Genomic DNA, 19,367 nt, shown 5'->3' on the forward strand with positions numbered 1-19,367 from the left:
GAGATACTGCGGGAAGGCCGGGGCGCGGCAGCGCCCGGCCGGTCGCCAAAAGGAGCACAGATGAACGTCGACTATCCCACGCTCACCGCGGTGATCGCGAGCCTCGCCGAGGGCGAGACCGACGAGGTCGCGCTGATGGCCACGGTGGCCTGCGAGGTGCACCATTCCGACAACCGCTTCGACTGGACCGGCTTCTACCGGGTCACGACACCGGGGATGCTGAAGATCGGCCCCTACCAGGGCGGTCACGGCTGCCTCGCGATCCCGTTCGAACGCGGTGTCTGCGGTGCGGCCGCGCGCTCGGGCGAGGTCCAGATCGTCGACGACGTGGAGGCCTTCGCGGATCACATCGCCTGCTCCTCGACGACCCGGTCGGAAATCGTCCTGCCGGTCTTCGCGAAGGACGGGCGGCTGATCGGCGTCTTCGACATCGACAGCGATCAGCCCGGCGCCTTCACTGAAGAAGACGGGCGCGGGCTTGCCGCGATCCTCAAGTCGGTTTTCGGCCATCTGTGACGCGGATCGCGCGGCGTCGCGCCGGCCGGCGTGAGAACGTCGCCGCATGAGCGACACCGAACATCACCACGGCAGCTGCCTTTGCGGTGGCGTGACCTTCGAGACCGACGGCCCCATGCGCGACGTCTGGGCCTGCCATTGCGGCAAGTGCCGGCGCACCAGCGGGCATTTCTGGGCGGCGACCTCGGTGCCGCTCGACCGGCTTCGCATCACCTCGGACGAGACGCTTTCCTGGTACGACAGCTCCGCCGATGCGCGGCGCGGCTTCTGCCGCCGCTGCGGCGCGAGCCTCTTCTGGAAACCCGCCGGTCAGGACCGCATGGCGATCGCGCCGGGCGCCCTCGACGGGCCGACGGGGCTGAGGCTCACCCGCAACATCTACACCGAGGATGCGGGCGACTATTATTCCTGCGAGGGCCCGCAGCCGGACGCGCCGGCCGAGCGGCCCGGCCATCTCGACTGCGCCTGCCTCTGCGGCGGCGTGGCCTTTACCGTGCCCGGAGCGGCGGGTCCGATCACCGCCTGCCACTGCACGCAATGCCGCAAGCTCTCGGGCCACTACGCGGCCTCGTTCGACGCCGACGAGAACGCCGTCACCTGGCGGAACCGCGAAACCCTTGACGAATACCGGACCCCCGGTGACGGGCGGCGCGGCTTTTGCACCCGCTGCGGCGCGAGTCTCTGGTTCCGTTCGGCCAGGGGCGAGTTCTCGGTGGAGGCCGGGTCGGTCGTGGGGCCGACCGGCGGCTGGCTTGCAGAGCATATCTTCGTTGCCGACAAGGGCGATTACTACGAGATCGACGACCCGGCGCCGGGCGCGTGACGCAGGCCGTCAGAGCCTCCGGCTCGGCACCCAGGCGTAGCCGTTCTCGCACAGGATATAGCACTCCCTGAGCCCGTGCGGCTTGTCCGTCGGCGGCTGCAGGATCGTGACCTCGGGAAAGGCCGAGGCCCGCTCGGCGGCGGCGTCCGGATCGGTCTCGTAGAGCCGGATCTCGACGCCGGCGCCGCGCGGGCCGGCCTCGGGCAGAAGTGCCGGCAAGGGGTGCGCATGGTAGGTCGGATCGGCGTGCAGCTGGAACAGCTCGCCGTGGTAGGACATGATGGCGAAATCCCGGCTGAGCCGGTGCGCGGTCATGTCGAAGACCGCGCCGAGGAAGGCCGCCAGCCGCTCCACATCGCGGACGAGGAGATTGAGCCCGATGCCGGACAGCGAACGCCCAAATTCCTCGGCCTTGACCGTCTCGTAATCCATCGGGCCGCCCTCCGTCGTGACGACGCTCGCAACATCTTCCGGCGAGGTCAATCCCGCGCGGGATTGACCGGAGAGGCGCTTTCGGTCAGGGCTGGCGGCAAGCCGCAACGGAGCCAGGCGATGTGGGATCTGATTCAGACCTTTCCGACCGAGAGCCTGATCGCCTTCACTGTGGGCGGGCTGATCCTCAACGTCGCGCCTGGGGCGGACGTGTTCTTCACCACCGCCTGCGGGTTGCAGGGCGGGCCGCGGGCCGGCGCGATGGCCGGTCTCGGCGTCGGTCTCGGCGTGGTCTGGCATGTGACCCTCGCGGTCCTCGGCCTCTCGGCGCTGATCGCGGCCCATCCCGGCGCGCTCGGGGCGATCCGCTGGATCGGCGCGGCCTACCTCGTCTGGCTGGCGTGGAAAAGCTGGCGGGCAGCGGGGCCGGAGGGGCGGGTGCGCGGCGTGATGTCGCCCTGGCGCGCGGTGGCGCGCGGCTTCCTGTCGAACGCGCTCAATCCCAAGCCGGTGCTCTTCATCCTCGCCTTCCTGCCGCAGTTCACAGACTCGGCCTACGGGCCGATCTGGCAGCAGGTCCTGCTGCTCGGCGGGATCTTCACCTTCACCGCGACCCTTGTCACCGTCGGCTATGGACTCGTCGCCGGCGTGCTTGGCGCCCGCATCGGGGCGCGGCTCAACGCGCTCAACCGGATCGCGGCGGTGATGTTCGCGGGACTTGCAGCGAAACTTGTGACGGAGTGAGACGATGGCCGAGATAACCCTTCTCGATGGCGGCATGGGCCAGGAACTGCTCGCGCGGTCGGGCGACAAGCCGACGCCGCTCTGGGCGACGCAGGTGATGCTCGACCATCCCGGTCTCGTGCGACAGGTCCATGCTGACTATTTCGCCGTCGGCGCGACGGTGGCCACGACCAACACCTACGCGATCCACCATGACCGGCTGGTGAAGGCCGGGCTCGACGACCGCTTCGCCAGTCTCCACATGCAGGCGCTGGCCGAGGCTGCGGCGGCGAGGGCCGAACACGGATCCGGCCGCATCGCGGGCTCGCTCGGCCCCCTCGTCGCCTCCTACCGGCCCGAGACCCACCCGCCGCATGACGAGGCGGTCGCGAAATACGCCGAGATCGCCGGGCTCCTCGCGCCGGTCGTCGACATGTTCCTTGCCGAGACCGTCGCCTCCCTCGCCCATGCGCGCGCGGTGCTCGAGGGCGCCAGGGCCGGAGGCCGGCCGGTCTGGATCTCGGTCACGGTGGACGACGAGGACGGCGCGCGGCTGCGCTCGGGCGAGCCGGTCGCGGCGCTCGGCCCGGTCCTCGCGCGCGGCGGGGCCTCGGCGGTGTTGGCCAACTGCTCGGCGCCCGAGGCGATGGCCGCGGCGCTCGAGGAACTCGGCCGCTTCGGCCTGCCCTTCGGCGCCTATGCCAACGGCTTCCAGCAGATCACCAAGGCGTTCCTCAAGGACAGCCCGACGGTCGACGCGCTCGCGGCCCGGCCGGAGATGACGCCGGCCCGTTATGCCGACTTCGCGATGGCATGGGTCGGGATGGGCGCGACGATCGTCGGCGGCTGTTGCGAGACCGGTCCGGCGCATATCGCCGAGATCGCCCGCCGGCTGAAGGAGGCGGGGCACCGCATCGTCTGATCCCGCGGCCGGAGCGCGTCTGTCGGCGGCGAAGCCTCCGGCGGGGATGTTTGGAGCAAGATGAAGGGGGCTGCGCGGCGCCCGCGACCGTGCTACCGGTGCGCCCCATGAGTGATGCCGCCTACAATCCACCCGCCGAGCCGCTGAACGTGATCCATGCCGATCACGCGATCCTCGTCATCGACAAGCCCGCGGGGCTCCTCTCGGTGCCCGGAAAGGGCGAGGATCTGGCCGACTGCCTGATCGCGCGGGTGCAGATGGTGTATCCCGAGGCTTTGCTCGTGCATCGGCTCGACCGCGACACGTCGGGCGTCATCGTCTTCGCCTTGACCCGTCATGCGCAGCGCGAACTCTCGGCGCAGTTCGAGGGGCGCAAGACGAAGAAGACCTACCGCGCGAGGCTCTGGGGCCATCTCGAGCCGAAGGAGGGCAGGGTCGACCTGCCGCTGATCGTCGACTGGCCGAACCGGCCGCGCCAGCACGTCAACCACGAGACCGGCAAGCCGGCCCAGACCGACTGGAAGGTGCTCGGCCACGACCCCGATGGCACGACGCGGGTGCGGCTCATGCCGATCACCGGGCGCAGCCATCAGCTGCGCGTCCACATGAGGGAACTCGGCCACCCGATCCTCGGCGACGCGCTTTATGCGGAGGGGGATGCGCGCGACTTTCCGCGGCTCATGCTTCATGCCGAGAGCCTGCGCTGCAACCATCCCGAGACCGGGCGCGGCATGACCTTCACCGCGCCCTGTCCGTTCCGGTGATCACCCGGCGGCACGAGGCCGGCGGAACGCGGTCTTCGGCGCTCTATTCGGAGTGCGGCGCCTATCGGTACCTGCTCCGGCGCGACTGGGGGTCGGGCGGGCACATGCTCTTCGTCCTCCTGAACCCCTCGACGGCGACCGAGGAACGGAACGATCCGACGATCGAGCGATGCGAGCGTAGGGCGCGGGCCATGGGTTTTGCCGGCTTCGCGGTCGCGAATATCTTCGGCTACCGCGCCACGGATCCGCGCGAGCTGAAGCGGTCGGCCGCGCCGGTCGGGCCGCAAAACGACGCGACGCTTCTCGACGCGGCGTCCGGGGCGGCGCTGGTTCTCTGCGGCTGGGGCGTGCACGGCGCCCATCTGGGCCGCGGAGCCGAGGTCGAGGCGGCCCTGCGGGCGGCGGGGCGGCCGCTCTGGCAGCTCGGGCTGACCCGCGACGGCCATCCGCGCCATCCGCTCTATGTCGGCTATGCGCGCCACCCCGAGCCCTGGCGCGAGACCCCGGCGCCGGAAAATGCCGAGAATTGAATCGGCCTCGGGTTTCTTGGCCCCGGCTTAAGGAATCGGCGCTTCACTGGCATCGGGTGTGCCGGCCGTGGGGATTGCCGGACGTGAAGATCGGGTGGATGGCATGTTCATATTGGCCAGCCTCGTGGGGCTGATGATGGTAGGAGCCGCGGTTGACTTCAGCGGCATATTGAAGCCGGGCGACGACGCCGATGCGGGCGATCCGCCGCCTGCGGACGAGGACGCCGCGTCGGAGAACGGGATCGAGGGGACGCCTCTGGACCTGATCGTCTCTGGCACGGACGACGCCGAGACGGTTTCGGGCGGCGACGGAGAGGACCAGATCGGCGGCTATGGCGGCGGCGATCTGATCGCAGGCAGGGAGGGGCGCGACGACCTGCACGGGCAGGAGGGCGAAGACACGCTTCTCGGCGGCGGCGGTGACGACACCCTGCACGGCGAGGACGGAAACGACGTCCTGCATGGCGACGATGGCGATGATCTGCTTTTGGGCTACGAGGGCGACGATACGCTCGACGGCGGTGCGGGCGACGACTCGCTGATCGGCGGCGGCGGCGCCGACCTGCTTTACGGCGGCGATGGCGACGATGCGTTGCAGGGCGCGCTGGGCGACGACACTCTCGTCGGAGGGGCCGGTCAGGATACGCTCATGGGGGGCGATGGCAACGATGTCCTCGACGGGCGCGCGCCCCGGGGATGTGATCCGGACACCGACGGGCGCGACTATCTCAATGGCGGCGCGGGGGACGACACGATCCGCGTCGGAGCGGGCGACTGGGCCGAGGGCGGCACCGGGGCGGATACGTTTGAACTCGCCGACTGGCTGGGTGACAAGGAGGGCGTCACGACGATCGGCGATTACAATCCGGAGCAGGACCGGCTGGTCCTCGTCTACGACCCGGTCCGGCATCCCGATCCGGAGGTCGCGGTCGGACCCTCGGCGAAGGTGGAGGGCGCGATGGAGATCCGCATCGACGGCTCGGTTATCGCCCACGTTCTCGGCTACCCCGCGCTGGCGTCCTCCGATATCACGCTGATACCGGAACGAGCGAAGGGCGCGGCTTGACGACCGGGCATTTCCCGCTTTCCTTTTAAGGCGTTTTCCCCTATACGCGCGCATCCGCCGGAAACGGCGGGTGCACTCCACGGGCCCTGCTGGACGACATCCCGGCTTGCGCCATGACCCTTTGAAATCGAAAGGAGACCCCGATGTCGATCACCGTTGAAGAAAAAGCCCGCGTCATCAAGGAATTCGCGACCGCCAAGGGCGACACCGGTTCGCCGGAAGTCCAGGTTGCGATCCTCTCGTCGCGGATCGCCACGCTGACCGAGCACTTCAAGACCCACGCGAAGGACAACCATTCGCGCCGCGGCCTGCTGAAGCTCGTCGCCCAGCGCCGCAAGCTTCTCGACTACCTCAAGAAGAACGACGAAGCGCGTTACGCCAAGCTCATCGAGCGCCTCGGCCTGCGCCGCTGATCGCGGTTCGCTTGACGGATTGGAACGCCCGTGCCGAAAGGCGCGGGCGTTTCTCTTCGATCCGCCCGCAAACCGCTGCGGCGGCCTGTCGCCCGGAATCCGGCGGGCGAAGCGTGAAACCCCGGCAGGCGACGCCGCCTTGCCCTGTATGCCTGTGAACGGCCAAACTGTGGCGGCGGGTCGGACGGTTTGCGCTCCACCGCGAAAGACGGAAGGATGCGGCAAAAATGGATGCCGCCGCGAAACGAAAAAGCCAGCACGCGAAGCTTCCGGTTCCCCGTATCCGGCTCAAGCACGACTCGCCCGTAGGGCTTCGCGATCAGGTGCAGTCGGAGATATCGCGGTTGATCTCGACCGGCGCGATCGCGCTTGGTGCGCGGCTGCCGTCCTGCCGCCAGCTGGCCCAGGACCTCGGCGTGTCGATCAACACGGTGCTTGGCGCCTATTCGCGGCTCTGCGACGACAAGCTCATCGCGTCGCGGCCAAGGGCGGGTTACTTCGTCTGTGACGAGCTGCGGATCCCGGTGACTGCCACCGACGACGGCGACGACACCGGACCCGCGAAGGCCGACATCCTCGGCCGGATCGGCCGCCGCCAGCCATCGCGCGGAACCTATATCCTGCGCCCGCCGAACTGGCAGGAGTTCCGCTATCCCTTCGTCTGCAACCAGATCGACACTGGCCGCTTTCCCATCGCCGAATGGCGCGAATGCACGCGGCTCGCGATGAACCGCCGCGACCTCGGCATCTGGTCGAGCGACAACCAGTACTGGGACGCGCCGGAACTGCTCGACCAGATCTGCAACCGGCTGCTGCCCCGCCGCGGCCTCACCGCGCGTTCGCAAAACGTGCTGGTCACGCTCGGCGCGCAGCAGGGGCTCTACCTCGTCGCGAGCCTGCTCCGGGGTGCCGGCCGGGTCGTCGCGATGGAGGATCCGGGCTATCCCGACGCCCGCAACATCTTCGCCCAGCTCTTCGACGAGGTCCGCTTCATCCCGGTCGATGCCGAGGGAATCGTGGTCGATGACAGGCTGCGCGGAACGGATCTGGTCTATGTCACGCCGAACCGGCAGTTCCCGACCACGGTCTCGCTTTCTCAGGCGCGGCGCCGGGCTCTGCTCGCGCTGGCCGAGGCCGAGGATTTCCTCATCATCGAGGACGATTACGACTGCGACGTCGATTTCCGCACGAGTCCGCCGCTACCGCTCTACCAGATCGACCGCAGCGCGCGGGTGATCTACACGACGAGCCTGTCGAAGAGCCTCGCGCCGGGGCTGCGGCTCGGCTTTCTCGTCGCGCCGGAGGAGCTTGTCACCGAGGCCCGCGCGCTGCGCGGCATGATGATCCGCCATCCGCCGCTGGTGCTGCAGCACACCGCCGCACTGTTCCTCCGGCTCGGCCATTACGACGCGCTCTGCTCGCGGCTGCATGCCGCCTTCGAGCGGCGCTGGTCGATCGCTGGCGCGGCGCTGGCGCGCGATTTCTCCGACTTCGGCATCGTCGGCACGACCGGCGGCACGAACTTCATGCTGACCGATCCGACGCGGCAACGGCCGGGCGCCGGGATCGTTCGCCGGGCGCTCGATGCGGGCGTCGTGGTGGAGGCGGTGGAACCCTGTTTCTTCACCGGAAGCGAGGGCGGCTTCGCCTTCCGCCTCGGGTTTTCCAGCGTGCCCGCCGCCGATATCGAACCCGGCCTCGCGGTGCTGCGGGGCGTGATCGACGACCTCTGATCTGTACCCACAGTTTAGCCGGCTCTGTACCTGTACCAGCCCGCGGCTCTGCTGATACCGATTGCGGTGGAGGCAGGCTCGGTCCTATCAGGCGGGCTTGGATGTGGGATTAAGGCCGGGCGCGCGGGAGCGGCGCGACGGCACCACGAACGGGGGGATCGGCACGATGCCGTTGGACGCAAGCGGAGCGTTCCTGAGCTTCAGGAACGTCAAGAAGAGCTATGACCAGAAGACACTGGTCGTGAAGGATTTCAACCTCGACGTCCAGAAGGGCGAGTTCATCACGCTGCTCGGCCCGTCGGGCTCGGGCAAGAGCACGGTCCTGATGATGCTGGCCGGGTTCGAGGGCGTGACTTCGGGCGACATCGTGATTGCCGGCCAGTCGGTGACCAGGACCGCGACCTACCGGCGCAACATCGGCATGGTGTTCCAGAACTACGCGCTCTTTCCGCACATGACGATCGCGGAGAACCTCGCCTACCCGCTCCGGGTCCGCAAGATGGACAAGGGCGCGGTCAAGGACCGGGTCAACGAATACCTGCGGCTGATCGAGATGGGCAGCTTCGGCGGCCGCTATCCGGGCCAGCTCTCTGGCGGCCAGCGCCAGCGCGTGGCGCTCGCCCGGGCGCTGATCTTCGAACCCTCGCTGATCCTGATGGACGAGCCCCTCGGCGCGCTCGACAAGAAGCTGCGCGAGCAGATGCAGTACGAGATCACCCGGCTCCACGAACAGCTCGGCTTCACCGTGATCTACGTCACCCACGACCAGACCGAGGCGCTGACGATGTCGAGCCGGATCGCGGTCTTCAACGACGGCGTGGTGCAGCAATGCGCGGCCCCGGCGCAGCTCTACGAGCGGCCGTCGAACGCCTTCGTGGCGGACTTCATCGGCGAGAACAACTTCATCCCCGGCAAGGTCGAGCGGATCGAGGGCGGCAAGGCCCGGGTCGCGGTCGCCGGCGGCGGCACGATCACCGCCGACGCGGCCGAGGGGCTGAAGGCGGGCGCCGACTGCGTGCTCTCGATCTGGCCAGAGAAGCTCTTCATCAAGCCGACCAGCCACGCCTACGACAACGAGCTCGTGGCCGAGCATGTGACCCATCACTACGTCGGCGATTTCGTCCGCTTCTACTTCCGCGTTTCGGAAGGGACCGAGATCACGATCAAGGTGCTCAACGATCTGGCGGCCCCGGACCTGAAGGCGGGCGACAAGGCCTCGCTCGTCTGGCTCGCCAAGGACTGCATCGCGTTCCCGGCCTGACCGGCGCGGCTATCGGATTCACAGGGAGGAGACCCATGAAGACCAAACTGAAACTGCTCGCCGGCACCACGGCGCTGGTTCTGGCCTCGCTCGCCCAGGCGCAGGCGGAAAGCATGACCGTCGTGTCCTTCGGCGGCGCCTATGGCGCGGCGCAGAAGGAGCACATGATCGACCCCTTCGTCGCCGAGACCGGCAACGAGATCCTGTTCGAGGACTATTCGGGCGGCATCGCCGAGATCAAGGCCCAGGTCGAGGCCGGCAACGTCCAGTGGGACGTCGTCGACATCGAGACCATCGACCTCGAGCGTGCCTGCTCGGAAGGGCTTCTGGAGGTCATCCCGCAGGACATCCTGCCCGCCGGCGATGACGGCGTCGCGGCGGCCGAGGACTTCGTGCCCGAGGCGATCGCCAGCGAATGCGGCGTCGGCGTCATCGTCTGGTCGATCATCTTCGCCTACAACGGCGCGGCCGAGGGCGAGAAGCCGGCGACGATCGCCGATTTCTTCGACACCGCGAAGTTCCCCGGCAAGCGCGCGCTGCGCAAGCGGCCGCAGGTCAACCTCGAATGGGCGCTGATCGCCGACGGCGTCGCGCCGGCGGATGTCTACTCGGTGCTCGCGACCGAGGAAGGCCAGGCCCGCGCCTTCGCCAAGCTCGACACGATCAAGAACGACATCGTCTGGTTCGACAGCTGGTCGCAGGCGCCGCAGCTGCTCAACGACGGCGGCGCGGCGATGGTGCAGTCGGCCAACGGCCGCATCTTCTCGGCGATCAAGGAGGACGGCAAGCCGTTCGAGATCGCCTGGGACAGCCATGTCTACGACCTCGACGTCTGGGCGGTCGTGGCCGGGTCGAAGAAGAAGGACACTGCCTTCGAGTTCATCTCCTACGCCACCGGCTCCAAGCCGCTCGCGGGGATGGCGGACGTGGCCTACGGCCCGACCCGCAAGTCCTCGACCCCCTATGTCGACCCCGCGGTCAACGAGGACCTGCCCACGGCCCATCTCGACCAGGGCTTGAAGGCCGACGGCATTTTCTGGGCCGATTTCGGCGAAACGCTCGGCGAGCGCTTCAACGAATGGCTGCTGAAGTAAACTGACGCTCCCCGACTGGCCGCGTATCGCAAGAGATACGCGGCCACTTTTCCCGAGATCCACGCGAGACGGACATGACCCCCAGCGCCCTCGACGCGACCGATACCGCCTCCGCGCGCCGCGAGCTTCGCCGGCGCAAGCTGACCGCGTTCCTCTTCGTCGCGCCGCTCCTCCTCTTCCTCGTCTTCGCCTTCGTCGCGCCGATCGCGACGATGCTGGTGTGCAGCGTCTACCACCCGGTGGTGTCGGAACTGATCCCCGAGACTTTGGAGGCGCTGAAGGACTGGGACGGCGAGGCGCTGCCCCCGGCCGAGACGCGCGCGGTCTTCGCTGCCGACCTCAAGCGGCTGGCGGGCGAGCGGCTCTCCGGCAAGCTCGCCGAGGAGATCAACCGGGCCCTGCCGGGCAGTTCCAGCACGATCAAGTCCTCGGCCCGCAAGCTCGGCCGCATGGACGACGCCGAGCTCGCCTCGGCGGGCGGCGCGATCCTCGCCTCGGCGAATGCCGCCTGGGAGGATCCGAAGATCTGGAAGGCGATCCGCGACTCGGGCGCGGCCTATACGCCGGACTACTATCTCACCGCGCTAGACCTCGAAATGGCCGAGGACGGCGGCGTCCAGCCGCGCGACGGCGCGAAGATCTATGTCGACCTCTACACCAAGACCCTGCGGATCGCGCTCTACATCACGGTGCTGACGCTGATCGGCGGCTACCCGCTGGCCTATTACCTCGCCAATGCGGAATCGAAGAACGCCAACATGCTGATGGTCTTCGTGCTCCTGCCGTTCTGGACCTCGCTTCTGGTGCGCACGACCTCGTGGATCGCGCTCCTGCAGACCAGCGGCGTCGTCAACTCGGTCCTGATGGGAACGGGCATCACCCGCTCTCCGCTGGAGATGCTCTACACCCAGTTCTCGACGGTGCTGGCGATGACGCACATCCTGATGCCGTTCATGATCCTGCCGCTCTACTCGGTGATGAAGGGCATCGACCCGAGCTACATGCGCGCGGCGATGTCGATGGGCAGCAAGCCGATCCCGGCCTTCCTCAAGATCTACCTGCCGATGACCCTGCCGGGGCTGAGCGCCGGGGTGCTGCTCGTCTTCATCATCTCGGTCGGTTACTACATCACGCCGGCCCTCGTCGGCGGCACCGACGGCCAGATGATCTCCAACATCATCGCCTTCCACATGCAGCAGTCCAACAACTGGGAGCTCGCGGCCGCGCTCGGCTCGCTCCTGCTCGCGATGATCCTCGTTCTCTACTGGGTCTACGACCGCTTCGTCGGCGCGGGCAACATCAAGCTGGGATGACGACCATGAAGCACCTGCCGGCCTACTTCACCTTCTGGCACATCCTTGGCCATTACTCGCTGAAATGGACCGCCTATCTGGTCCTGGCGTTCCTGATGCTGCCGATCGTCATCATCGTGCCGCTGTCCTTCAACGCCGAGCCCTACTTCACATTCACGGACGGCATGCTCGCGCTCGATCCCGCGGCCTATTCGACGCGCTGGTACCAGGCGATCTTTTCGGATGCGAACTGGCTCCTGTCGATCAAGAACAGCTTCCTGATCGGCGCGCTGGCGGCGACGCTCTCGACCGTGCTCGGCACCATCGCGGCGGTCGGGCTGTCGTCGCCGGTGATGCCGTTCAAGCGGCTGATCACGGCGCTCCTCCTGTCGCCGATGATCGTGCCGCTGATCATCATCGCGGCGGGGATGTTCTTCTTCTACACCCGCTTCAACCTGGTCGGCTCCTATGCCGGGCTGGTCATCGCCCATGCCGCGCTCGGCGTGCCCTTCGTGATCATCACCGTGACGGCGACGCTCTCGGGTTTCGACCGCTCGCTCTACAATGCCGGGATCAGCATGGGCGCCTCGCCGGTCAAGGTGTTCTGGGACGTGGTGATTCCCCTCATCCGTCCGGGCGTGATCTCCGGCGGGCTCTTCGCCTTCGTCACCTCGTTCGACGAGGTGGTGCTGGTGCTGTTCCTCGCCGGGCCCGAGCAGCGCACGATCCCGCGGCAGATGTTCTCGGGCCTGCGCGAGCAGATCAACCCGACGATCCTCGCCGTCGCGACGCTCTTGATCCTGATCTCGATCGCGCTTCTCGTGACGCTCGAGATCCTCCGGCGCCGGTCGGAGCGGATGCGCGGCACCGAGTTCTGATAACCGGGGCCGATGCGCTGCCCCCGTAGATCGGTCGCGAACCCGGCGCGCCCCGTCGCGCCGGGTCAAGCCCCGGTTGCACCCGGCCTGTATCATCATGCTCTCGCCGCCGCCAAAGCTCGGCGAGAATGAGACCGACAAGACGCTGTCCCGACGCGGCGGGCACTGCCCCGCGCGCCTGACCGACCCGAAACCGCACCGCCGGGACCGCCGGCGCCGCCCAGACGCCCGGAACCTTCCATGTTCGCCGCTTCCGACCTCCGCGATGCCTTCTCGCTTTCGCGCGCCAAGACCCTCCGCACAGGTGTTCTCTCCGCGATCGTCGTTGCCTTCGCCGCACGCTTCCTCTCGGAGCATTACGGCGCCCCGGCGATGCTGATGGCGCTTCTCCTCGGCATCGCGTTCCAGTTCCTGCACGAGGAGGGCCCCTGCCGCGCCGGCATCGACTTCTCGGCCCGTACGCTCCTGCGCGCGGGCGTGGCGCTCCTCGGCCTCCGGGTCAGCTGGCAGCTGCTTTCCGGCCTCGGCGCCGGGGCGGTGGTGCTGACGGTCCTCGGGGTGGCGCTGACCATCGGCGCCGGGGTCCTCGGCGCGCGGCTCCTGGGGCGCGGCGTGCGGTTCGGCGTGCTGACCGGCGGCTCGGTCGCGATCTGCGGCGCCTCGGCGGCGATGGCGATCGCGGCGGTTCTGCCGCGCAACGAGCATTCCGAGCGCAACCTTGTCTTCACGGTGATGAGCGTGACCGTTCTCAGCACCCTGGCGATGATCGTCTACCCGATGATCGTCTCGGCGCTCGGCCTCGACACTCACGCGGCGGGGCTGTTCCTCGGCGGCACGATCCATGACGTGGCCCAGGTGGTCGGCGCCGGCTACATGGTCTCGGACGAGACCGGCGACGTCGCCACCGTGGTCAAGCTCCTGCGGGTCTCGATGCTGGCACCGGTGGTGTTCATCATCTCGCTGGTGGTCAATCTGAAGGGGCTCGGCGGGACGGACAGCCAGCGCAAGACCCCGCTCCTGCCGGCCTTCGTCGTCGCTTTCCTCGTGCTCGCGGCGGTAAACTCGGTCCTCGGAATTCCCGAGGCGTTGGCGAACGTCGCCAACGAGCTGTCCCGCTGGCTTCTCCTGATCGCGGTCGCGGCGGTGGGCATGAAGACCTCGCTGAAGCAGGTCCGCGAGGTCGGCGGCCAGGCGATCCTGCTCGTCGTTTGCGAGACGGTCTTCCTCGGCCTGCTCTTCCTCGGCGCGCTGGTGCTGCGTCCGGGCCTGTAAGCGGCGCCCCCGAGCCGGGCTCGGAGGCGCTTGAGAGGGCCGCGCGGCGGGAATCAGGCCGGCTGTTCCGGGCGCGTCCCGAGCGTGACACTCGTGTCGAGGGGCTTGCCGGCGCGCAGGAGGCCGAGCTTCACCTCGGTGCCCGGCGCGTCGGTGGCGATCATCCGGGTCAGGTCGCGCGGCTCCTTCACCGCCGTGCCGTTCACGCTGAGCACGATGTCGCCCCGCGTCAGCCCGGCCTTCGCCGCCGGCGTGTCGTCGGTGACGTCGGTGATCAGCACGCCTTCGGCCTTCACCAAACCGAGGGCCGCCGCGATGTCCTCCGAGACCGGCTGGATCTGGACGCCGAGCCAGCCGCGCTCGACCGTGCCGTCGCCGGCGAGGTCGGCCACCACCTTCGCGGCCGTCTCGGAGGGTACGGCGAAGCCGATCCCGACCGAGCCGCCCGAGGGCGAGAAGATCGCGGTGTTGATGCCGACGACCTCGCCTTGCGCGTTGAAGAGCGGACCGCCCGAGTTGCCCTTGTTGATGGCCGCGTCGGTCTGGATGTAGTTGTCGAACGGGCCCGAGTTGATGTCGCGGCCGAGCGCCGAGACGATGCCGGCGGTCACGGAATTGCCGAGGCCGAAGGGGTTGCCGATCGCCACCACGTCCTGGCCGACCTTGAGCCCGGTGGAATCGCCGAAGGCGACCGTGGGCAGCGCGTCGCCGTCCTCGACCTTCACCAGCGCGATGTCGGTCGCGGCGTCGGCGCCCACGACCTTGCCTTCGACCTTGCGGCCGTCGGCGAGCGTGACGGAGACCTTGTCGGCGCCGTCGACGACATGGGCGTTGGTCACGATCTGGCCGTCGGCCGAGATGATGAATCCGGTGCCGACGCCGTGCATCTCGGGCCCGTTGCCGTCCGGGGTGCCGGGCATGGGCATCGGCATGCCGAACCGCTGCATGAACTGGTCGAGCGGGAAGCCCTGCGGCATGTTCTGGCCGTAATACTCCGCCGGATCGGCCTTCTTCGTGACCTCGATATAGACCACCGCCGGCGCGACCTTTTCGACGAGGTCGACGTATCCGCCCTGCGGCATCGCCGAGGCGGCAAAGGCGGGGGCGGCGAGCATCGGCGACAGCGCGGTCAGCGCGGTGGCGCCCATCAGGGTGCCGAGAACCAGCGCGGGAACCCGGCTTCGAACTGTCTTGTTGGCGGTTTGCATGTCGCATCTCCTTGGAACTGTCCGGTGCCAGGACCGGGGGATGGAGAAGATCTGGGCTCGGGACCTTTCCTGCGCCCGACACGAAGATTGCAAATTCGACAGGTTTCTCACGAACCGGTCAGATGCCGCGCGTCCGGAATTCCGACAGATTTGTAATCCCGGCTACAGGAGCGGGTCGGGCCCCCGCGCGATGATCCCGCACGCAACCCGCGGGGACCGTCTTTCGAATGGGGCGCGGAATGACTAGGTTTCCCGAGAATGGAACCGGCGCGGACGCCTCGAAGGATGCCATGAAACTCCTGCTGATCGAAGACGACCAGACCACGGCCGCCTATATCGTCAAGGGCCTGCGCGAGGAGGGCCACGTCGTCGACCACGTTGCCGACGGACGGGACGGGCTCGTCCAGGCGATGTCGGGCGGCTATGACGTGATGATCGTCGACCGGATGCTGCCGGGGCTCGACGGGCTGTCGCTGGTGCGCGCGCTCCGGTCCGCCAAGGTCACGGTTCCGGCGATCTTCCTCACCGCCGTCGGCGGGGTCGACGACCGGATCGAGGGGTTGCAGGCGGGCGGCGACGACTACCTGGTCAAGCCCTTCGCCTTCGGCGAGCTTTCGGCGCGGATCGCGGTCCTCGCGCGGCGCGCGTCCCAGCCCATGACCGAGACGGTCCTGACCGCGGGCGATCTGCGCATGGATCTCATCGCGCGCACGGTGACCCGTGCAGGCCGCACGATCGACCTACTGCCGCGCGAATTCGCGCTCCTGGAACACCTCCTGCGCCGCAAGGGACGGGTCCAGACCCGGACCATGCTCCTCGAAGCGGTCTGGGACCTGAGCTTCGATCCGCAGACCAACGTGGTCGAGACCCATGTCAGCCGGCTCCGCGCCAAGGTCGACAAGCCCTTCGACCGCGAGCTGATCCACACCGTGCGCGGCGCGGGCTACAAGATCGAGGCCTGAGGGGTGCGGTCCGGGCTCATCCGCGCCCTGCGGCACAGCGCCGGCTCGACGCCGATGCGCCAGGCGATCGGGCTCGTGGCCGTCGTGGCGGTGGTGAACCTCGTGACGCTTGGCCTGGCCTATCTCAGCCTCCGCAGCGCGATCGAGACCGGCATGCGCGCGAACCTCAGCCAGCACATGGCGGGGTTCCAGGTCGCGGCCTCGCCCAGCGCGCTCGAGATCCTCGTCATGGCCGAGGCCAATGCCGCAGATCCCGCGCAGCGCGTCTTCGCCTATATCGCGCCGGATGGCCGCGTCACCGGCAATGCCAAGGCGGTTCTGACCGGGGGCGGCGTCCAGATCCGCCGGATGCCCGAAGGCCGGCCGCTGGGCGAACACGGCTACTTTCCCCTGATCGAGCGGATGGCGGGCGGTATTCTCATCCTCGCCGAAAGCCGGACGCCGATCCACGAGCTTGGCAGGACCTTCCTCGCACTTCTGGCGCTCAGTCTCGCGCCCACGGTGCTGATCTCGCTCGGCGCTGGGGCGATCATCGCGACCCGTGCGCGCCGGCGCGTCGACCTCATCGAGGCGACGCTCGGCAAGCTGTCCGAAGGCGCGCTCGACGCCAGGATCCCGGTCGAGCCGGGGCGGCGGGACGACCTTGCCCGCATCGGCGCGCAGGTGAACCGGATGGCCGCCGCGCAGGAGGCCGCGACCGAGGCCCTGCGCCAGGTCTCGGCCGACATCGCGCACGACCTGAAGACGCCGCTGCAGCGGATGGCGGTCCTGCTCCACGACCTGCGCGACCGGCTGCCCGAGGAAAGCGCCGAAGCCGCCCTCGCCGACCGGGCCATCGCCGAGGCCGACGGCGCGGTCGGCATCTTCCACGGGCTTCTCCAGATCGCGCAGATCGAAGGCGGCGGCGCGCGTGCGAACTTCACGACCGTAGACCTCGCGCGCGTCGCGTCCGAGATGGCCGAGCTTTACGCTCCGACAGCCGAGGAAGAGGGCCGCAAGCTGACACTGCACCTGCCCGACGGCCCAGCGACGATCAGCGGCAACAAGGGGCTCATAGGGCAGGCCCTGGCAAACCTCATCGAGAACGCGCTGCGCCACACCCCGCCCGGCACCGACATCGGCATCGCCGTCCGCCGGACCGCCGACAGCGTAGCGCTGGAGGTCGCCGATCGCGGTCCCGGCATTCCCGAAAGCGAGCGCCAGAACGTCCTGCGCCGCCTCTACCGGCTGGAGCAGAGCCGCACCACGCCCGGAAACGGCCTCGGGCTGGCGCTGGTGGCGGCGACCGCTGGTCTTCACGGGGCGCAGCTTGACCTCAAGGACAACGCGCCCGGCCTGAGGGTCACGCTTTCCTTTCCAGCGGATACGGCAGCCGCCACGCGCGCATAGCGCTCCAACTGCGGCCGGCAAGCCGTCCGCGCCTCCTGGACTTCGATGTCTCCATTCATCTCAGCGCCACTCCAAGCCAGGAAACGAAGCGGAAAGTTTTGGCACCGGACACACCGGTTGTCGGTCCAGAGCCGACTCGGAATGCCGGTTTTGGGCAGGACGCCGCCGACAAACAGCACCGCAATAGGAAAATGCACGCACGCGTGATGTTCTCCCTCTTGCATTCTACAGCGCAGCGAAGAAATACGGCGCTGAGTCAGGAAGTTGGGATGTGTTCCTTGGTCAGGCCGATTCGCGAAGTTCGCATCTGCAGCACGCGCCGCAAGCTCGTCACGGGCTTGCTGTCATCTGTCGCCCTGGCGGCACTGGCCCCTTCCTTGCCGGCCTTCGCCCAGGAAAGCTCGACCGAGACCACCGGCGCCGCGCCCGCGGGCGTGGCCTTCTCCTTCGACTGGCTGACCGACGAGATGCGCGCCGCGGCCGCGGTCGCGCCGAAGCCCGCGGAGGCCGTCGAAGGGTTCCTCGCCGAGCTCGACTACGACGACTACCAGCGGGTGGGCTTCCGCCGCGACCGGACGCGCTGGGCGGACCAGAAAAACGCGCCGTTCCACCTCAACGCCTTTCACCTCGGCTGGCTCTTCAACGAACCGGTCCACCTCTCCGAGGTGACCGAGGGCACCGCCACGCCGATGCGGTTCTCGACGGCGGATTTCGACTACGCCAACGTGAAGACCGAGATCCCCGCCGATTTCGAGATGCCGGGCGTCGCCGGGTTCCGGCTCATGTCGCCGCTCAATCGCGCCGACCACTATGACGAGGTCGCGGCCTTCCTCGGGGCGAGCTACTTCCGGGCGCTCGGACGCGACACCGTCTACGGCCTGTCCGCGCGCGGGCTGGCGGTCAATACCGGCATGCCGAGCGGCGAGGAGTTTCCCCGGTTCACCGATTTCTGGATCGAGCGCCCGGCGTCCGGCGCCGACGAGGTGGTCGTTTACGCGGCGCTTCAGTCGAAGTCGGTCACCGGCGCCTACCGCCTCGTCCTGAAGCCGGGCAGCACGACCGTCGTCGATGTGACCGCGCGGCTGTTCCTGCGCGAGGACGTGGAGCAGCTCGGGATCGCGCCGCTGACGTCGATGTTCCTGTTCGGCGGCGCCGATCCGGGCGCGTTCGACGACTTCCGCCCCGCGGTGCACGACAGCGACCACCTCGTGCTCAATACGCGCGACGGTGAGACCTTCTTGCGCCCGCTCGTGAATCCCGCCCAGCTCGGCAATTCCTACCTCGGCGCACAGAACCCGGCGTCTTTCGGGCTGGTCCAGCGCGAGCGTGATTTCGACCAGTATCTCGATGCGCAGGCGCATTACGAACGGCGTCCGTCGCTGATCGTGGAACCGCTCGGAGACTGGGGCCAGGGCTCGGTCCGGCTGCTGGAAATCCCGTCGGATCTCGAAGGCAACGACAACATCGTCGCCTACTGGGTTCCGGCTGCGCCCGCCCGAAAGGGCGACAGCCTCGAGGTGTCCTACCGCCTGCACTGGGGCGTTTCCCCCGCCGGCGACCGCTCGAAGGAACGGGCGCGGATCCTGCGCACGCGGGTCGGCAAGGGCGGCGTCGCGGGCGTTTCCGGCACGACCGACGGGAAGAAGTTCGTCGTCGATTTCCGGGGCGGCCTGCTCGCCGACCTTCCGGGCGACGCCGACATCACCCCGAAGGTGACGGTCCTGCGCGGCGAGCTCACGCAGGCGATCCTCTCGCCGATCGCGGGCACGGGCGACTGGCGCCTCGTCATCGAAGCGGTGCCCGCGGGCGACCAGAGCACGATGGAAATCCAGGCCGCCATTACCGGATACGGACAAAACCTGAGCGAGATATGGCTCTACCAGTGGGTGACCGAATGACCGAGACGTTGCATCAGGCACGAACCGAAACGGTCCTGATACCCGAGGACCCCCGGTTCTGGGGTCCGCCCGAAGCACCGCTGGACATGCCGCGCCAGGAGCTCGAGCGCCGCTCCGGCCGCTTCGATCTCGTCCAGCTGTTCCGGCCGTTCCTGCCGGGTCAGCACATCTGACGCCCGGCGAGGGGCTGA

20 protein-coding genes are annotated in these 19,367 nt (G+C 68.3%); 18 read left to right on the forward strand and 2 right to left on the reverse strand.

Annotation, left to right across the window (positions count from 1 at the left end):
* The first annotated feature begins 60 nt into the window (after positions 1 to 60).
* Positions 61 to 516 carry a GAF domain-containing protein gene (locus tag R5H32_RS12350; RefSeq protein WP_318338988.1) on the forward strand — a complete coding sequence of 152 codons (456 nt, stop codon included), beginning with the start codon at positions 61 to 63 and terminating at the stop codon, positions 514 to 516.
* Between the two features lie 46 nt (positions 517 to 562).
* Positions 563 to 1,339, forward strand: a complete 777-nt coding sequence (locus R5H32_RS12355; protein ID WP_318338989.1) for a GFA family protein — start codon at positions 563 to 565, stop codon at positions 1,337 to 1,339.
* Between the two features lie 9 nt (positions 1,340 to 1,348).
* On the opposite strand, the gene R5H32_RS12360 is transcribed toward R5H32_RS12355, so the two are convergent.
* A complete protein-coding gene (locus R5H32_RS12360) occupies positions 1,349 to 1,771 on the reverse strand; it encodes a glyoxalase (protein ID WP_318338990.1) in 423 nt (140 codons plus the stop codon).
* A gap of 120 nt (positions 1,772 to 1,891) precedes the next feature.
* Here R5H32_RS12360 and R5H32_RS12365 point away from each other — a divergent pair, with 120 nt between their 5' ends.
* The 12 genes from R5H32_RS12365 to R5H32_RS12420 all read left to right on the forward strand — a co-directional run bounded on the left by R5H32_RS12365 (position 1,892) and on the right by R5H32_RS12420 (position 13,719).
* A complete protein-coding gene (locus R5H32_RS12365; protein WP_318338991.1) occupies positions 1,892 to 2,515 on the forward strand; it encodes a LysE family translocator in 624 nt (207 codons plus the stop codon).
* Positions 2,516 to 2,519: 4 nt separating this feature from the next.
* Positions 2,520 to 3,416: a homocysteine S-methyltransferase family protein gene (locus tag R5H32_RS12370; protein WP_318338992.1), complete on the forward strand. Its 897-nt coding sequence runs from the start codon at positions 2,520 to 2,522 to the stop codon at positions 3,414 to 3,416.
* A 107-nt stretch (positions 3,417 to 3,523) separates the two neighbouring features.
* A complete protein-coding gene (locus R5H32_RS12375) occupies positions 3,524 to 4,180 on the forward strand; it encodes an RluA family pseudouridine synthase (protein ID WP_318338993.1) in 657 nt (218 codons plus the stop codon).
* Entirely contained in the window at positions 4,177 to 4,710 is a 534-nt protein-coding gene (locus tag R5H32_RS12380; protein WP_318338994.1) for a DUF1643 domain-containing protein, read from the forward strand. Before R5H32_RS12375 ends, R5H32_RS12380 begins: the two co-directional genes overlap by 4 nt.
* 103 nt (positions 4,711 to 4,813) lie before the next feature.
* Positions 4,814 to 5,776 (forward strand): calcium-binding protein, encoded by a 963-nt coding sequence (locus R5H32_RS12385; protein WP_318338995.1) that lies wholly within the window; start codon positions 4,814 to 4,816, stop codon positions 5,774 to 5,776.
* 143 nt (positions 5,777 to 5,919) lie between these two features.
* Complete coding sequence (gene rpsO, locus R5H32_RS12390; protein ID WP_318338996.1) at positions 5,920 to 6,189, forward strand: 30S ribosomal protein S15; 270 nt, start codon at positions 5,920 to 5,922, stop codon at positions 6,187 to 6,189.
* A gap of 227 nt (positions 6,190 to 6,416) precedes the next feature.
* A complete protein-coding gene (locus R5H32_RS12395; RefSeq protein WP_318338997.1) occupies positions 6,417 to 7,922 on the forward strand; it encodes a PLP-dependent aminotransferase family protein in 1,506 nt (501 codons plus the stop codon).
* A 166-nt stretch (positions 7,923 to 8,088) separates the two neighbouring features.
* Entirely contained in the window at positions 8,089 to 9,183 is a 1,095-nt protein-coding gene (locus R5H32_RS12400) for an ABC transporter ATP-binding protein (RefSeq protein WP_318339130.1), read from the forward strand.
* A 35-nt stretch (positions 9,184 to 9,218) separates the two neighbouring features.
* Positions 9,219 to 10,277 carry an ABC transporter substrate-binding protein gene (locus R5H32_RS12405; protein WP_318338998.1) on the forward strand — a complete coding sequence of 353 codons (1,059 nt, stop codon included), beginning with the start codon at positions 9,219 to 9,221 and terminating at the stop codon, positions 10,275 to 10,277.
* 74 nt (positions 10,278 to 10,351) lie between these two features.
* The gene (locus R5H32_RS12410) at positions 10,352 to 11,590 is read left to right on the forward strand and encodes an ABC transporter permease (protein ID WP_318338999.1); all 1,239 of its coding nucleotides are present in this window, start codon (positions 10,352 to 10,354) and stop codon (positions 11,588 to 11,590) included.
* Between the two features lie 5 nt (positions 11,591 to 11,595).
* Positions 11,596 to 12,447, forward strand: coding sequence for an ABC transporter permease (locus R5H32_RS12415; RefSeq protein ID WP_263334845.1), 852 nt, complete (start codon positions 11,596 to 11,598; stop codon positions 12,445 to 12,447).
* 240 nt (positions 12,448 to 12,687) lie between these two features.
* Positions 12,688 to 13,719 carry a YeiH family protein gene (locus R5H32_RS12420; RefSeq protein ID WP_318339000.1) on the forward strand — a complete coding sequence of 344 codons (1,032 nt, stop codon included), beginning with the start codon at positions 12,688 to 12,690 and terminating at the stop codon, positions 13,717 to 13,719.
* A gap of 53 nt (positions 13,720 to 13,772) precedes the next feature.
* Here the strand turns inward: R5H32_RS12420 and R5H32_RS12425 are convergent, their stop codons facing one another.
* A complete protein-coding gene (locus R5H32_RS12425) occupies positions 13,773 to 14,927 on the reverse strand; it encodes a Do family serine endopeptidase (RefSeq protein ID WP_318339001.1) in 1,155 nt (384 codons plus the stop codon).
* A gap of 290 nt (positions 14,928 to 15,217) precedes the next feature.
* On the opposite strand from R5H32_RS12425, the gene R5H32_RS12430 reads away from it, so the two are divergent.
* The 4 genes from R5H32_RS12430 (at position 15,218) to R5H32_RS12445 (ending at position 19,349) form a co-directional block, all read left to right on the forward strand.
* A complete protein-coding gene (locus R5H32_RS12430; protein WP_318339131.1) occupies positions 15,218 to 15,889 on the forward strand; it encodes a response regulator transcription factor in 672 nt (223 codons plus the stop codon).
* Between the two features lie 3 nt (positions 15,890 to 15,892).
* Positions 15,893 to 17,278 (forward strand): HAMP domain-containing sensor histidine kinase, encoded by a 1,386-nt coding sequence (locus R5H32_RS12435; protein WP_318339002.1) that lies wholly within the window; start codon positions 15,893 to 15,895, stop codon positions 17,276 to 17,278.
* A 269-nt stretch (positions 17,279 to 17,547) separates the two neighbouring features.
* The gene (locus R5H32_RS12440) at positions 17,548 to 19,176 is read left to right on the forward strand and encodes a glucan biosynthesis protein G (RefSeq protein ID WP_318339003.1); all 1,629 of its coding nucleotides are present in this window, start codon (positions 17,548 to 17,550) and stop codon (positions 19,174 to 19,176) included.
* A complete protein-coding gene (locus R5H32_RS12445; RefSeq protein ID WP_318339004.1) occupies positions 19,173 to 19,349 on the forward strand; it encodes a hypothetical protein in 177 nt (58 codons plus the stop codon). Before R5H32_RS12440 ends, R5H32_RS12445 begins: the two co-directional genes overlap by 4 nt.
* The last annotated feature ends 18 nt before the right edge of the window (positions 19,350 to 19,367 follow it).

It is taken from the genome of Defluviimonas sp. D31 (genome assembly GCF_033436765.1).
Lineage (GTDB): Bacteria > Pseudomonadota > Alphaproteobacteria > Rhodobacterales > Rhodobacteraceae > Albidovulum.